Source organism: Limimaricola sp. AA108-03 (assembly GCF_050847355.1).
Classification (GTDB): Bacteria; Pseudomonadota; Alphaproteobacteria; order Rhodobacterales; family Rhodobacteraceae; genus Limimaricola.
Window position 1 is genome coordinate 126,101 of sequence record NZ_CP193755.1, and the last position, 13,469, is coordinate 139,569.

The following is a 13,469-nucleotide window of genomic DNA, read 5'->3' on the forward strand; positions in this document are numbered from 1 at the left end:
CCCCTCGCGGAGCCTGGCGCGCGCGTGCTAGGCTTGGCTCCATGACCCTGAACGACGCTTCCAGCCCGACTCCGCCCGCGCGCCCGGTGATCCGCCAGCTCGACGAGGCGGCGATCAACCGCATCGCCGCGGGCGAGGTGGTCGAACGCCCGGCCTCGGCGGTCAAGGAACTGGTCGAGAACGCGCTCGACGCCGGGGCGCGACGTATCGAGGTCACCATCGCCGCGGGCGGCAAGCGTCTGATCCGCGTCAAGGACGACGGCTGCGGCATGACCCCCGAAGAGCTGCCGCTGGCACTGGCGCGCCACGCCACGTCGAAGATCGACGGCTCCGACCTTCTGGCGATCCACTCCTTCGGCTTTCGCGGCGAGGCGCTGGCATCGCTCGGTGCGGTGGGGCGGCTCACCCTGACCTCGCGCGCCGCCGGTTTCGAGGCGGCGGCGATCCGGGTCGAGGGCGGGCGGCTGGGACCGGTGACGCCCGCCGCGCTCGATCGCGGCACCGTGGTCGAGCTGCGCGACCTGTTCCATGCGACGCCGGCCCGGCTCAAATTCATGCGCTCGGACCGGGCCGAGGGACAGGCGCTGGCCGAGGCGCTGCGCCGATTGGCCATGGCCGAGCCGCATGTCGCCTTCAGCTTGCGCGACGCCACCGAGGGGCGCGACCGCGAGATCTTTCGCGTCGATGCCGAGACTGGCGATCCGGTCGAGGCTCTGGGCAATCGCCTTGCCGCCATTCTGGGGCGCGAATTCCACGACAACGCGCTCCCCGTGGATGGCAGCCGCGAGGGGTTGCACCTGACCGGTTTCGCGGCGCTGCCGACCTATTCGCGTGGCGCCGGGGTGAGCCAGCATGTCTTCGTCAACGGTCGCCCGGTCACCGACCGCCAGCTCACCGGGGCGCTGCGTGCGGCCTATATGGATTACCTGTCGCGCGACCGCTTTCCCGCCGCCGCGCTCTTCGTCGAATGCGAGCCGCACCTCGTCGACGTCAACGTGCACCCCGCCAAGTCCGAGGTGCGGTTCCGTGACCCGCAGGCGGTGCGCGGGCTGATCGTTTCGACCCTGCGCGCGGCGCTGTCGGGCGCGGGGCACCGCGCCTCGACCACCGTCGCTACCGAAACGCTAGGGCTGATGCGCCCCGGCGCGGCGGCGCAGCGGGGGGAGGCCGGCGATGCCGGCGGCCTGATCGACGAGGAGGACCGGCCCGGGCGCGATGCCGCCAGCCCGGTCCGGATCTACCAGATGGACCGCCCCTCGATGCGGGCGATGCAGGTGGCGCGGCAGGGGCAGGCCCCGGGCATGGCCGAGTCGAGCTTCGGCTTCGAGACGGCGCCGCCCGCGTCGCCCGCGCGGCTGCCCGGCACCGAGGCGCCGTCGGCGCGGGTCGAGCCCGATGAGGGGGCGGAGGCGGAGACGCTGCCGCTCGGCGCCGCTCGCGCGCAGCTGCACGGCAACTGGATCGTCGCGCAGACCGAGACCGGCATGGTGCTGGTCGATCAGCACGCCGCGCATGAGCGTCTGGTCTATGAGCGGCTGAAGCGGCAGATGGCCGAGGCCGGCGTCGCGGCCCAGGCGCTGCTGGTGCCCGAGATCGTCGATCTCGGCGCCGGCGCGGCGCGGCTGCTCGAGGCTTCCGACGAGTTGTCGAAGCTCGGCCTGACCATCGAGGCCTTTGGGCCGGGCACGGTGGCGGTGCGCGAAACCCCGGCGATCCTCGGCCGGATCGACGCGGCGGCGCTGCTGCGCGACATCCTCGACGAGTTGGAGGATCTCGACGCCTCCACCGCGCTGCCGGCGCGGCTCGACGCGATCCTGAGCCGGGTCGCCTGCCACGGCTCGGTCCGCTCGGGCCGCCGGATGCGGGCCGAGGAGATGAACGCGCTCCTGCGTGAGATGGAGGCCACACCCGGCTCCGGCCAATGCAACCACGGGCGTCCGACCTATGTGGAACTGCGTCTGTCGGATATAGAGAAGCTGTTCGGGCGACGGTGAAGGCGCTTGTCTTGCGCTGTCTCACGGCTACGTGATCGGTAAGGCGGCAAGAGGAGTGGTGCGATGCGATTTTCGATGACGGGGGCGGCCTTGGCGGCGGCCCTGCTGGCGGGCTGCGCCGAGGTGAAGCCGGTGGTGATGCCGCTTCTGGCTTCGGTCGAACCTCTACCGATCTCGCCGCCCACGGCACCGGTCCGAGTGCTGCCCGAGCCCGACCCGTTCGAGCCCGAATACACCGAATCTCCCTTCCAGAAGGGCCCGGTCTCGGTGATCAGCGCCGATGCGCGGGGCGACATGGCGACATGGCGGCTGATCCCATGCCAGCAGGGTCGGGCGATCTGCGTCAACGGCCGGCCGGCGCAGCTGTCCAAGGCGGGCGACACCTACGTGGTGAGCGGCACGCATGGGGTGAGCTTTCACCTGATGACCGGCGGCGACGGCTTCGTCACCCATGGCGGCGGCAAGATGGCCGCGCTGCAGGCGCCGCTGGCCTGGGAGCATTTTCCCGCCATCGGTTACATCGCCCAGCGTCGGGACATTCCCCTGAAGTGACGCATCCGGGGGTTTCGCCCGCGCCGTCGCCCGGCTATGGAGGGGACCGACGAAGCCCGAAGTGGCCGGAACGGTCGGTGGTGCGGGGGTCGACCCAGACAGGGGACCGGAGCGCCACGTCGTCCTAGATCCGCCGCATGATGCGGCGGGCGCCGGCCATTGCCAGATCGAGAGGTCCGCGATGCGCCACATCCTCCTGCCGACCACCGCCCTCATGGCCGCGCCCGGTATGGCGTTCGCCCATCCCGGACACATGGCCGGCCTCGCCGGACACGATCACTGGGTCGCCGGCGCGGCGATCGGCCTCGCGATCGCGCTGGGGCTGTGGGGCGCGCTCAAGGGCGGGCGCAAGGAAACGGACGAGGCGCATGACGCGGAGCCGCAAGGCGACGAGGCCGAGGCATGAGCGCCGCGCCCAAGACCGGCGTGATGATCTGCGGCCATGGCTCGCGCAGCCAGTCGGCGGTGGACGAATTCGCGGTGCTGGCGGAAAAGCTGCCGGCGCTGCTGCCGCCCGACTGGCCGGTGGAATACGGCTATCTCGAATTCGCCAACCCGGTGATCCGCGACGGGCTCGACCGGCTGCGCGAGCAGGGCTGCACGCGCATCCTCGCGGTGCCCGGCATGCTGTTCGCGGCGATGCATGCCAAGAACGACATCCCGACCGTGCTCAACACCTATGCCGCCAAGCACGGCATCGAGATCATCTATGGCCGCGAACTCGGGGTCGATCCGCGCATGGTCGCCGCCGCCGCCGACCGCATCCAGGCCGCGCTCGACGCCAATCCTTCCGACGTGCCGATGCACGAGACCTGCCTCGTGGTGATCGGCCGCGGCGCCTCCGACCCCGACGCCAACGGCAACGTCGCCAAGATCGCGCGGCTCCTGTGGGAGGGAATGGGCTTCGGCTGGTGCGAGACCGGCTATTCCGGCGTCACCTTCCCGCTGGTGGAGCCCTGCCTCGAACACGTGGCGCGGCTCGGCTATCGCCGGGTCGTGGTGTTCCCCTATTTCCTGTTCTCCGGCATCCTGATCGACCGCATCTACGGCTTCACCGACCAGGTGGCCGAGGCGCATCCCGAGCTGGAATTCGTCAAGGCGGGCTATTTGGGCGACCATCCCGAGGTGCTGGGCACCTTCTCCGAGCGCGTCACCGAACTGGTCGGCGAGGTGGTCCCGCCCACCTGCGGCATGTGCAAGTACCGCACACAGGTGCTGGGCTTCGAGGCGGAGGTCGGCGCGGTGCAGGAAAGCCATCACCACCATGTCGAGGGGCAGGGCGCGAACGCGCCGGGCTCCAACGTGGCGGATTGCGAACTCTGCGCCGATTTCTGCACGGGAATGTGCCGCCTTGATGCCGAGGCGCGCCATGCACACGCCCATGCGCATGGGCTGCCGCACGACCATGCGCATGACCATGGCCACCATCATCACCACGGGCATGATCACGACCACGACCATCACCACGCGCCCTACCCGCAGGCGGCTCACCCGCTCGGGCCGCTCAGCGTGCTGAAGTCGCGCAAGTGATCTTCACCATTCTCCAAATACGCGTGGCGGCCGACCGGCCCCGCGCGGCAGGGAGGGCCTGATGCGCCCCTACGAGACGGATCCCGCGAAGATCTACGCCCAGAGCTTCGCCACCGTGCGCGCCGAGGCGCGGCTCGACCGCGTTCCCGAGGATCTCCAGCCGATGGTGATCCGGTTGATCCATGCCTGCGGCATGGTCGAGATCGCCGACAGGCTGGCCTTTTCGCCTGGTGCCATGGCGGCGGGGCGGGCGGCTCTGGCCGCCGGCGCGCCGGTGCTGTGCGACTGCGAGATGGTGGCGGCGGGGATCATCCGGCGGCACCTGCCGGACACCGAGGTCGTAGTGACGCTGAACGACCCGCGCGTGCCGGAAATGGCGAAGCAGCTGGACACCACGCGCTCGGCCGCCGCCGTCGATCTGTGGCGCGACCGGATCGAGGGCGCCGTGATCGCCATCGGCAACGCGCCCACCGCCTTGTTCCATCTGCTGGAGCGGCTCGATGCAGACTGGCCGAAGCCGGCGCTGATCCTCGGCTTTCCGGTGGGCTTTGTCGGCGCGGCGGAATCCAAGGCCGAGCTCGCGAGCGATCCGCGCGGCTGCGATTTCGTGGCGCTCAGGGGCCGCAAGGGCGGCTCGGCCATGGCCTCGGCGGCGGTGAACGCGCTGGCCAACGGCATTTCGGAGGGACGCGCATGAACGCGGTCGCAGCGCAGGAGCCCTGGCTCCATGTCGTCGGCATCGGCGAGGACGGCATGGACGGTCTCCTGCCCGCGACCCGTGCCGTGGTCGAGGCGGCCGAGGTCATCGTCGGGGGCGACCGGCATCACGAACTGGCAGGCGCGGTGGGCGCCGAGCGCGTCGCCTGGCCCAGCCCGTTCGACGCGCTGATCGACCGATTGAAATCCTTCAAGGGCCGCCGCGTCGTGGTTCTGGCCACCGGCGATCCGCTGTGGTTCTCGGTCGGCGCGCGGATCGGGCGAGCGATCCCGGCCTCGGAGATCGTCTATCACCCGCAGCTTTCGGCGTTCCAACTGGCCTCGGCCCGCATGGGCTGGAGCCTTGCCGATGTCGAGACGCTGACGGTGCATGGCCGCCCCGTGGAGCAGATGATCGCCTTCATCCAGCCGCAGGCGCGGCTGCTGATCCTGACCACCGGCTCCGAGACGCCGGGCCAGATCGCGCGGTTCCTGACCGAGCGCGGCTTCGGCCAGAGCCCGATGACCGTGCTGGCCAACATGGCCGGCGAGGACGAGGCGCGTTTCGACGGCATCGCCGAAAGCTGGGATCACGAGGTGCCCGCCTTCAACACGCTGGCCGTGGACTGCGTCGCCGCCCCCGACGCGGCGCTGCTGCCGCGCGTGCCGGGGCTCGACGACGCGCTCTTCGTTTCCGACGGCACGATGACCAAGCGGGAGCTGCGCGCCGCCACCTTGGCCAAGCTGATGCCGATGCGCGGGGCGCTCTTGTGGGACATCGGCACCGGCTCGGGCTCGGTGGCGATCGAGTGGATGCGCGCCGCGCGCTACGCCAATGCGATCGGCATCGAGCCGCGCGCCGATCGCCGTGCCATGGCGGCGCAGAACGCGCTGGCGCTGGGCACGCCGCGGCTGCGTCTGGTCGAGGGCGATGCGCCCGGCGCGCTCGACGGGTTGCCCGCGCCCGACGCGATCTTCATCGGCGGCGGGCTGTCGGCAGAGGTGTTCGAGGCCGCCTGGTCGGCGCTGCGGCCGCTGGGGCGGCTCGTGGCCAACGCGGTGACGCTCGAGAGCGAGGCGGCGCTGATCGCGCTGCATGCCGAGCATGGCGGCGAGCTGGTGCGGATCTCGGTCGCGCGCGCGGCACCCGTGGGCCGGCTCACCGGCTGGCGTCCGGCGATGCCGGTGATGCAGTGGAGCCTGATCAAGCGATGACCGGCACGCTCTACGGCGTGGGCCTCGGCCCCGGCGCGCCCGACCTGATCACGCTGCGCGCGGCGCGGCTGATCGAGCGGGCGCGCGTCGTCGCCTATCCGACGCTGGCGGGCGGCGCGAGCTTCGCGCGCTCCATCGCCGCCGAGCTGATCGCGCCCGAGGCGCGCGAGATCGCCATGGATGTGCCGATGACGGTCGAGCGTGCTCCGGCACAGGCGGCCTATGACGCGGGTGCCGCACAGATCGCCGAGGCGCTGGAGGCGGGCGAGGACGTGGTCTGCCTGTGCGAGGGCGACCCGTTCTTCTACGGCTCGTTCATGTATCTCTTCGCGCGGCTGGCGGACCGCCACCGGGTCGAGATCGTGCCCGGTGTCACGTCGCTCACGGCCGCCGCCGCCGCCGCCCGCAGGCCGCTGGCCGCGCGCAACGAGCGGCTTACCGTGTTGCCCGGCCCGCTGCCGGAGGCCGAGCTGCGCGCCCGGATCGAGGGCGCCGAGAGCGTCGCGATCATGAAGCTCGGCCGGCATTTCCCGAAGGTGCGCGCGGTGATCGATAGCCTCGGCCTGACATCGCACGCCACCTATGTCGAACGCGCCACGCTGGAGACGGAGATCGTTCGCCCGCTGTCCGAGGCGCCCGATACCGCGCCCTATTTCTCGATGATCATCCTCACGAAGGGAGCCGATCCTTGGCTGTGACCCCTGTTGTACTCGCGCTCTCCCGCTCGGGCGAACCCATGGCTCGTAGCATCGCCGAGGCGCTCGGTGCGCCCTTGCACGGCCGCGAGGGGCGGGTGGAGCGGGCCGACGCCTTCTTCGCCGATGCGCTCGAACATGCGCGCGATCTCTTCGCCGCGGGAACGCCGGTCGTCGGCGTCTGCGCGAGCGGCATCCTGATCCGGGCGGTGGCGCCGCTTCTATCTGACAAGCGCGCCGAGCCGCCGGTGATCTCGGTCTCCGATGACGGCCGCGTGGTGGTGCCGCTGCTCGGCGGGCATCGCGGCGCCAACCGCCTGGCAAAACGCATCGCCGGGGCACTGGGCGGCACCGCCACCGTTACCACCGCGGGCGACGTGGCGCTCGGAGTGGCTCTCGACGAGCCGCCCCTGGGCTACCGGCTGGTGAACCCGGACGACGCCAAGGGCGCGATGGCGGCGCTGCTCTCGGGCGGTGGTGCCACGGTGACCGGCGAGGCGCCGTGGCTGGCCGAGCTGCCCCGGGGCGATGCGCTGAAGATCACCGTCTCGGACGCCCCGCAGCGCGGGCTCGGTCCGGAACATCTTCACTTCGCGCCGCAGCGTGCCGTGCTCGGCCTCGGCTGCGCGCGCGACTGCCCGCCCGAGGAACTGGCCGCGCTGCTGCGCGATGTGCTGGCCGAGGCGGGGATCGCGCCCGAGGCGGTGCAGGCCGTGTCCTCGATCGACCTCAAGGCGGACGAGCCCGCGATCCTCGCCGCCGCCCGTGATCTCGGCGTGCCGCTGCGCCTCTTCACCGCCGCCGAGCTGGAGGCCGAGGCGCCACGCCTCGCCACCCCATCCGAGGTCGTCTTCGCCGAGGTCGGCTGCCATGGCGTTTCCGAGGGTGCGGCGCTGGCGCAGGCCGGGAAGGACGCGACGCTGGCCGTCACCAAGTGCAAGACCGCCAACGCCACCTGCGCGCTGGCCATGGCGCCTGCGCCGATCCTCGAGGTGCGCGGTCGTCATCGGGGCCGCCTCTCGGTCGTGGGCATTGGGCCGGGCCAGTCCGGCTGGCGCACGCCCGAAGCCTCGCGGCTCATTGCGCAGGCCGAGGAACTGGTGGGCTACGGGCTCTACATCGACCTGCTGGGACCGCTCGCCGCCGGCAAGCCGCGCACCGACTTCCCGCTGGGCGGCGAGGAGGATCGTTGCCGTTACGCGCTGGAGCGCGCGGCCGAGGGGCGTGACGTGGCGCTGATCTGCTCGGGCGATGCGGGCATCTACGCCATGGGGGCGCTGGTCTTCGAATTGCTGGGGCGCGATCGCGACAATGGCGGCGTCTCGGACGCGGCGCGGCGCGTCGAGGTCACCTGCACGCCCGGCGTCTCGGCGCTGCAGGCCGCCGCCGCCCGCGCCGGTGCGCCGCTCGGTCACGACTTCTGCGCCATCTCGCTGTCGGACCTGCTCACCCCGCGCGAGGATATCGTGAAGCGGCTGCACGCCGCCGCCGAGGGCGACTTCGTCATCGCCTTCTACAACCCGGTCTCGAAGCGGCGGCGCACGCTGTTGGCCGAGGCGCGGGACATCCTGCTCGCACGCCGTCCCGCCGACACGCCGGTGCTGCTGGCATCTTCGCTTGGCCGGCCCGAGGAGGAGATCCGCTATCGCCGGCTCGACGAGCTGGAGGTGGACGAGGTCGACATGCTCACGGTGGTTCTGGTCGGCTCGTCGCAGTCGAAGCTGGTCGCGCTGGGGGAGGGGCCGCGCATGGTCACGCCGCGCGGCTACGCCAAAAAGATCGATGCGCGCTAGGGCATGGCGGCGCGGCGGCCGAGCCCGGTCGTCTTGCGTATTTGAAGAACAAAGTCACGAAGGGCACGCGCCATGACTGTCTATTTCATCGGGGCCGGGCCGGGCGATCCGGAGCTTCTGACCCTCAAGGCGGCGCGGCTGATCGCGGCCTGCCCGGTCTGTCTCTACGCGGGCTCGCTGGTGCCCGAAGAGGTGGTGGCGGGCGCGCCCGCCGGCGCGCGGGTCATGGACACGGCGCCGATGACGCTGGACGAGACCCATGCCGAGATCAAGGCGGCCCATGCGCGGGGCGAGGACGTGGCGCGGGTGCATTCGGGCGACCCCTCGCTCTACGGCGCCATCGCCGAGCAGATCCGCCGGCTGAAGGCGGACGGTATCGCCTACGAGATCGTGCCGGGCGTGCCCGCCTACACCGCCGCCGCCGCTGCGCTGGGGCAGGAGCTGACCATTCCCGAACTGGCGCAGTCCATCGTCCTGACCCGCATGTCGATGAAATCGACCTCCATGCCCGCGGGAGAGACGCTCGAGAACTTCGCCGCCACCGGCACCACGCTGGCGATCCATCTCGGCATCCGGGCGCTCAGGGATATCGAGCGGCGGCTGACGCCGTTCTATGGCGCGGATTGCCCGGTCGCCGTGGTCTATCGCGCCAGCTGGCCCGATCAGCTGGTGATCCGCGGCACGCTCTCGGACATCCATGCGAAGGTGCGCGCGGCCAAGCTGACCCGTACCGCGCTGATCCTCGTGGGGCCGGCGCTGGCGGCCGGGCAGGGCTTTCCCGACAGCGCGCTCTACGATCCGGCGCAGCCGCATGTGCTGCGCCCGAAAGCACGCGCCTGACCGGGAATTTTCCAGGAACGTCGCTTGAATTTCATACTCTTCTGCGCAGGATGGAGTCAGGGGAGAACGCGAGATGACCGAATATCTGACGAAGGATCTGCAGGACGCCATGGAAGCCGCGCGTCGCGCCGCGCAACGCCGCTCGGGGCGGCTGTGCATCCACGACGCGGGCGAGGTGCATCAGGTGCTGCGCATGTGGGAGGACGGCTTCGCTCTCGCGGCCAAGGACGCGCCGATCCTGCATGGCTTCGTCGATCTCTATGACGGGCCGCGCCATCTCTACCAATGCCTCGTCATGACCAGCCGCGTCGAGGAGGGTGAGCGGATCTACGAGTTCAAGCGCCACAGCCGCGTCGCCGACACCGCACCCGTCGATTTCGAGCGGACCGAGGACGAGCCGCCGCTGCGGCTGCCCCCGTCCTGAGCCTCACTGCAGGTCGGCAAAGGCCGATTTCAGCCGCGCCACCGCCTCGGCGACCCGGGCACGCGGGGTCGCGATGTTGAACCGCTGGAAGCTCTCGCCGCCGAGGCCGAAGCTGGTGCCGTGGTTCACCGCGATCTTCGCCTCGCCCTCGATCCGCGCCAGCACCTCCTCGCGCGTCATGCCGGTGCCCGAGAAATCCACCCATTCCAGATAGGTGGATTCGAGCGGCATCGGCCTGAGGCCCGGAATCGCCGCGACCCCGTCCTCGAACAGCCGCCGGTTGCCATCGAGATAGCGCCGCAGCGCCTCCAGCCACTCGACCCCGTCGGGCGACATCGCCGCCGTCGCCATGGCGAGGCCGAAGCTGTTGGGCGACAGCCCCAGTGCGCCCATCCGGGCCGCGAAGCGGGCCTTCAGCTTCGGGTCGGAGACGATGACGTTGCCGATATGCGCGCCGGCGATGTTGAAGGTCTTGGTCGTCGCGGTCAGCATCAGCAGCCGGTCGGCCACGCCGTCGATCCGGGTCATCGCGGTATGGGTCACGCCCGGCATGGTCAGGTCGCAATGGATCTCGTCCGAGACGAGGATCAGGTCATGGCGCCGTGCGAACTCGGCCCAGCCCTCCAGCTCGGCCCGGCTCCAGACCCGACCGCCGGGATTCTGCGGCGAGCACAGGATCATCATCCTCTCGCGCCCGGTCATCATCGCGTCCCAGGCCTCGAAATCGGGGACGTAGCGCCCCTCGTCCAGCACCAGAGGGCATTCGACCACCTGCCGCCCGGCCGCGCGGATCACCCGTGCGAAGGCGTGGTAGACCGGGGTGAACAGCACCACCCCCTCGCTCGGTTCGGTGAAGGCGTCGACGCAAAGGCCGGTGGCGTTGACGAGGCCATGGGTGGTGAAGATGTCGCCCGGATCGGGGCGCCAGCCGTGACGGCGGTCCATCCACCAGCCGATCGCCTCGCGCTGCGCCGCGTCCGAGGCGGCGTAGCCGTAGACACCATGCGCCGCCATCTCCTCGACCGCGCGCTGCACGCAGGCGGGAGGACGGAAATCCATGTCCGCCACCCACATCGCCAGACCCTCGTCGGGGCTGACGCCATAGACCGGCTCCATCATGTCCCACTTGGAGCAATTGGTGCCGCGACGATCGATGATCTCGTCGAAATCGGGGGCGGTCTGGTGGTCGGGGCTCATGGCGGTCTCCTGCGTCTCGAGCCGAGAGGCTGCACAGGCCGAGCCGCGAGCGCAAGGGGCGGCGATGTTGCAAGGCGCGCCGCTTGGCCCTAGATCGGCGCCATGACATTGCGCCCCATCCTGATCCATCCCGACCCGCGTCTCAAGACCGTGGCCGATCCCGTCGCCTCCATCACCGACGAGATCCGGCGGCTGGCCGACGACATGCTGGAAACCATGTACGACGCCCCCGGCATCGGCCTCGCCGCGCCGCAGATCGGCCAGATGAGCCGTTTGCTGGTGATGGACGCCACCAAGGAGGACGAGGGTGCGCCCCGGCCCATGGTGCTGGTGAACCCGACCGTCACTTGGGCCTCGGAGGCCCGTTCGGTCTACGAGGAGGGCTGCCTCTCGATCCCCGAGCAGTTCGCCGAGGTCGAGCGCCCTGCCGAGGTCGAGGTGCAATGGCTCGGGCTCGACGGAAAGACCCATGCCGAGCGGTTCGACGGGCTCTGGGCGACCTGCGTGCAACACGAGATCGATCATCTCGATGGAAAGCTCTTCATCGATTATCTCAAGCCGATGAAGCGGCAGATGATCACCCGCAAGATGGTCAAGCTCAAGCGCGAGCGGGCGCGCGGCTGATGGCCGTGCTCGACATCGTCCGGCACCCGGCCCCGGTGCTGCGCGCGACCTGCGACCCGGTGGTGCTGTTCGACCCCACCCTGTCGCAGCTTGCCGCCGACATGATCGAGACAATGTACGACGCGCCGGGCCGCGGCCTCGCGGCGCCGCAGGTCGGTCTGCCGATGCGGATCTTCGTCACCGACGTGGCATGGCGCGACGGCGATCCGGCGCCCAAGGTCTTCGTGAACCCCGAACTGGTGGAGGCTTCCGAGGAGACGGCGCTGCGCGAGGAAGGCTGCCTGTCGATCCCCGACACGCCGTGCCGGGTCCGCCGTCCCGTGCGCGTCAGGCTGCGCTGGCAGGACCTGACCGGTCTTGGTCACGAGGCCGCGTTCGAAGGCATCGAAGCGACCTGCGTGCAGCACGAGCTCGATCATCTCGACGGCATCCTGTGCATCGATCGCCACGAAGAGGACACCCCCGAATGACCCGCCCCTTCCTGCGCTGGCCGCACCCGACGCTGCGCAAACCCGCGGCCCCCGTGGAGGCGATCACCGACGAGATCCGTGTCCTCTGGGACGAGATGATCGAGGCCATGGACGCGATGCCCGGCGTCGGTCTCGCCGCGCCGCAGATCGGCGTGTCGCTGCGGCTCGCCGTGGTCGATGCCTCGGACGGGCGCGGGCAGGCGGTGCGGATGGCCAACCCCGAGATCCTGCATGCGAGCGTGCAACTGCGCGAGCACGAGGAAGCCTCGCCGAACCTGCCCGGCGTTTCGGCGGTGATCTCGCGTCCGCGCGCGGTCACCGCGCGGTTCCTCAATGCCGAGGGGGAGATCGAGGAGCGCGATTTCGTCGGGCTCTGGGCGACCTCGCTGCAGCACCAGATCGATCATCTGGATGGGCGCATGTATTTCGACCGGCTGAGCCGGCTCAAGCGCGACCGGCTGGTTGCCAAGGCGAGGAAGCTCTCCTGATGCGGGTCGTATTCATGGGCACCCCCGACTTCTCGGTCCACGCGCTCGACGCGCTGGTCCGCGCGGGCCACGAGATCGCCTGCGTCTATACCCAGCCGCCGCGCCCCGCAGGTCGCGGCAAGAAGCCCCGGCCCAGCGCGGTGCAGGCCCGGGCCGAGGAATTGGGGCTGGAGGTGCGGCACCCGGTATCGCTCAGGGGCGAAGAGGAGCAGGCGGCCTTCGCCGCGCTGAACACCGATGTCGCGGTGGTCGTGGCCTACGGGCTGATCCTGCCGCAGCCGATCCTCGATGCGCCCGCGCGGGGCTGTTTGAACATCCACGCCTCTCTGCTGCCGCGCTGGCGCGGGGCGGCGCCGATCCAGCGCGCGATCATGGAGGGCGATACCGAGACGGGCGTCTGCATCATGCAGATGGAAGCCGGGCTCGACACCGGTCCGGTGCTGATGCGCGAGGCGACGCCGATCGGCCCCACGGACACCGCCGCGGACCTGCATGACCGGTTGGCCGGCATGGGCGGGCGCCTCGTCGTCGAGACGCTGCGCGACCTCGACGATCTGCGCCCCGAGCCACAGCCGCATGACGGCGTCACCTATGCCGCCAAGATCGACAAGGCCGAGGCGCGGATCGACTGGACCCGCTCCGCCGCCCATGTCGCGCGGCAGGTCAACGCGCTCTCGCCCTTTCCGGGCGCGTGGTGCATGGCCGAAGGCGAGCGGCTCAAGATCCTGCGCGCCGCCGCCGGACCGGGCGAGGGCGCGCCGGGGATGGTGATCGGCGAGGGTGTCGTGGCCTGCGGCGATGGCGCGGTCGAGTTCCTCGAGATCCAGCGCGAGGGCAAGCGGCCGCTGCCCCTCGCCGAAGCGATCAGGGGACGGGCTCTGCCGGATCGGCTCGACTGACCGGCGGCCCGCGCGAGGCGAGCGTCGGGTTCGCGCATTTGCGGTAAGATGC

15 protein-coding genes are annotated in these 13,469 nt (G+C 70.7%); 14 read left to right on the forward strand and 1 reads right to left on the reverse strand.

Annotated elements, in window-relative coordinates:
- Positions 1 to 41 precede the first annotated feature (41 nt).
- The 10 genes from mutL to ACRAQ3_RS00695 all read left to right on the forward strand — a co-directional run bounded on the left by mutL (position 42) and on the right by ACRAQ3_RS00695 (position 9,739).
- Complete coding sequence (gene mutL / locus ACRAQ3_RS00650) at positions 42 to 1,994, forward strand: DNA mismatch repair endonuclease MutL (protein ID WP_432255319.1); 1,953 nt, start codon at positions 42 to 44, stop codon at positions 1,992 to 1,994.
- A 63-nt stretch (positions 1,995 to 2,057) separates the two neighbouring features.
- Positions 2,058 to 2,546, forward strand: a complete 489-nt coding sequence (locus tag ACRAQ3_RS00655) for a hypothetical protein (protein ID WP_432255320.1) — start codon at positions 2,058 to 2,060, stop codon at positions 2,544 to 2,546.
- 181 nt (positions 2,547 to 2,727) lie between these two features.
- Entirely contained in the window at positions 2,728 to 2,952 is a 225-nt protein-coding gene (locus tag ACRAQ3_RS00660) for a DUF6732 family protein (RefSeq protein ID WP_269395525.1), read from the forward strand.
- The gene (locus tag ACRAQ3_RS00665; RefSeq protein ID WP_432255321.1) at positions 2,949 to 4,076 is read left to right on the forward strand and encodes a sirohydrochlorin chelatase; all 1,128 of its coding nucleotides are present in this window, start codon (positions 2,949 to 2,951) and stop codon (positions 4,074 to 4,076) included. The genes ACRAQ3_RS00660 and ACRAQ3_RS00665 overlap by 4 nt, the downstream gene beginning before the upstream one ends.
- A gap of 61 nt (positions 4,077 to 4,137) precedes the next feature.
- Entirely contained in the window at positions 4,138 to 4,773 is a 636-nt protein-coding gene (locus ACRAQ3_RS00670; protein WP_432255322.1) for a precorrin-8X methylmutase, read from the forward strand.
- The gene (cbiE, locus tag ACRAQ3_RS00675; protein ID WP_432255323.1) at positions 4,770 to 5,987 is read left to right on the forward strand and encodes a precorrin-6y C5,15-methyltransferase (decarboxylating) subunit CbiE; all 1,218 of its coding nucleotides are present in this window, start codon (positions 4,770 to 4,772) and stop codon (positions 5,985 to 5,987) included. The genes ACRAQ3_RS00670 and cbiE overlap by 4 nt, the downstream gene beginning before the upstream one ends.
- Positions 5,984 to 6,685 carry a precorrin-2 C(20)-methyltransferase gene (gene cobI, locus ACRAQ3_RS00680; protein WP_432255324.1) on the forward strand — a complete coding sequence of 234 codons (702 nt, stop codon included), beginning with the start codon at positions 5,984 to 5,986 and terminating at the stop codon, positions 6,683 to 6,685. The genes cbiE and cobI overlap by 4 nt, the downstream gene beginning before the upstream one ends.
- Positions 6,686 to 6,723: 38 nt before the next feature.
- Positions 6,724 to 8,475 carry a precorrin-3B C(17)-methyltransferase gene (cobJ, locus tag ACRAQ3_RS00685; RefSeq protein WP_432255325.1) on the forward strand — a complete coding sequence of 584 codons (1,752 nt, stop codon included), beginning with the start codon at positions 6,724 to 6,726 and terminating at the stop codon, positions 8,473 to 8,475.
- Positions 8,476 to 8,547: 72 nt separating this feature from the next.
- Positions 8,548 to 9,315 (forward strand): precorrin-4 C(11)-methyltransferase, encoded by a 768-nt coding sequence (cobM, locus tag ACRAQ3_RS00690; RefSeq protein WP_432255326.1) that lies wholly within the window; start codon positions 8,548 to 8,550, stop codon positions 9,313 to 9,315.
- Between the two features lie 73 nt (positions 9,316 to 9,388).
- Positions 9,389 to 9,739, forward strand: a complete 351-nt coding sequence (locus ACRAQ3_RS00695; RefSeq protein WP_269395532.1) for a hypothetical protein — start codon at positions 9,389 to 9,391, stop codon at positions 9,737 to 9,739.
- A 3-nt stretch (positions 9,740 to 9,742) separates the two neighbouring features.
- Here ACRAQ3_RS00695 and ACRAQ3_RS00700 read toward each other — a convergent pair whose 3' ends face one another.
- Positions 9,743 to 10,936, reverse strand: coding sequence for a MalY/PatB family protein (locus ACRAQ3_RS00700; RefSeq protein WP_432255327.1), 1,194 nt, complete (start codon positions 10,934 to 10,936; stop codon positions 9,743 to 9,745).
- Positions 10,937 to 11,038: 102 nt separating this feature from the next.
- Here ACRAQ3_RS00700 and def (ACRAQ3_RS00705) point away from each other — a divergent pair, with 102 nt between their 5' ends.
- From def (ACRAQ3_RS00705) to fmt, 4 genes are read left to right on the forward strand one after another with little or no spacing between them, the layout of a single operon-like run.
- Positions 11,039 to 11,560, forward strand: a complete 522-nt coding sequence (def, locus tag ACRAQ3_RS00705; RefSeq protein ID WP_269395534.1) for a peptide deformylase — start codon at positions 11,039 to 11,041, stop codon at positions 11,558 to 11,560.
- Positions 11,560 to 12,030: a peptide deformylase gene (gene def / locus ACRAQ3_RS00710; protein ID WP_432255328.1), complete on the forward strand. Its 471-nt coding sequence runs from the start codon at positions 11,560 to 11,562 to the stop codon at positions 12,028 to 12,030. Before def (ACRAQ3_RS00705) ends, def (ACRAQ3_RS00710) begins: the two co-directional genes overlap by 1 nt.
- Positions 12,027 to 12,518, forward strand: a complete 492-nt coding sequence (gene def / locus ACRAQ3_RS00715) for a peptide deformylase (protein ID WP_432255329.1) — start codon at positions 12,027 to 12,029, stop codon at positions 12,516 to 12,518. Before def (ACRAQ3_RS00710) ends, def (ACRAQ3_RS00715) begins: the two co-directional genes overlap by 4 nt.
- On the forward strand, positions 12,518 to 13,417 hold the full coding sequence (gene fmt, locus ACRAQ3_RS00720) for a methionyl-tRNA formyltransferase (protein ID WP_432255330.1): 900 nt from the start codon (positions 12,518 to 12,520) through the stop codon (positions 13,415 to 13,417). The genes def (ACRAQ3_RS00715) and fmt overlap by 1 nt, the downstream gene beginning before the upstream one ends.
- Positions 13,418 to 13,469: the final 52 nt, after the last annotated feature.

Coding starts and splice junctions, on each gene's coding strand:
- ACRAQ3_RS00695 (WP_269395532.1), top strand. CDS start 9,389: ATGACCGAATATCTGACGAAGGATCTGCAGGACGCCATGGAAGCCGCG.
- def (WP_432255329.1), top strand. CDS start 12,027: ATGACCCGCCCCTTCCTGCGCTGGCCGCACCCGACGCTGCGCAAACCC.
- cobI (WP_432255324.1), top strand. CDS start 5,984: ATGACCGGCACGCTCTACGGCGTGGGCCTCGGCCCCGGCGCGCCCGAC.
- ACRAQ3_RS00700 (WP_432255327.1), bottom strand. CDS start 10,936: ATGAGCCCCGACCACCAGACCGCCCCCGATTTCGACGAGATCATCGAT.
- ACRAQ3_RS00660 (WP_269395525.1), top strand. CDS start 2,728: ATGCGCCACATCCTCCTGCCGACCACCGCCCTCATGGCCGCGCCCGGT.
- cbiE (WP_432255323.1), top strand. CDS start 4,770: ATGAACGCGGTCGCAGCGCAGGAGCCCTGGCTCCATGTCGTCGGCATC.
- ACRAQ3_RS00665 (WP_432255321.1), top strand. CDS start 2,949: ATGAGCGCCGCGCCCAAGACCGGCGTGATGATCTGCGGCCATGGCTCG.
- ACRAQ3_RS00655 (WP_432255320.1), top strand. CDS start 2,058: ATGCGATTTTCGATGACGGGGGCGGCCTTGGCGGCGGCCCTGCTGGCG.
- cobJ (WP_432255325.1), top strand. CDS start 6,724: ATGGCTCGTAGCATCGCCGAGGCGCTCGGTGCGCCCTTGCACGGCCGC.
- cobM (WP_432255326.1), top strand. CDS start 8,548: ATGACTGTCTATTTCATCGGGGCCGGGCCGGGCGATCCGGAGCTTCTG.
- def (WP_432255328.1), top strand. CDS start 11,560: ATGGCCGTGCTCGACATCGTCCGGCACCCGGCCCCGGTGCTGCGCGCG.
- def (WP_269395534.1), top strand. CDS start 11,039: ATGACATTGCGCCCCATCCTGATCCATCCCGACCCGCGTCTCAAGACC.
- mutL (WP_432255319.1), top strand. CDS start 42: ATGACCCTGAACGACGCTTCCAGCCCGACTCCGCCCGCGCGCCCGGTG.
- fmt (WP_432255330.1), top strand. CDS start 12,518: ATGCGGGTCGTATTCATGGGCACCCCCGACTTCTCGGTCCACGCGCTC.
- ACRAQ3_RS00670 (WP_432255322.1), top strand. CDS start 4,138: ATGCGCCCCTACGAGACGGATCCCGCGAAGATCTACGCCCAGAGCTTC.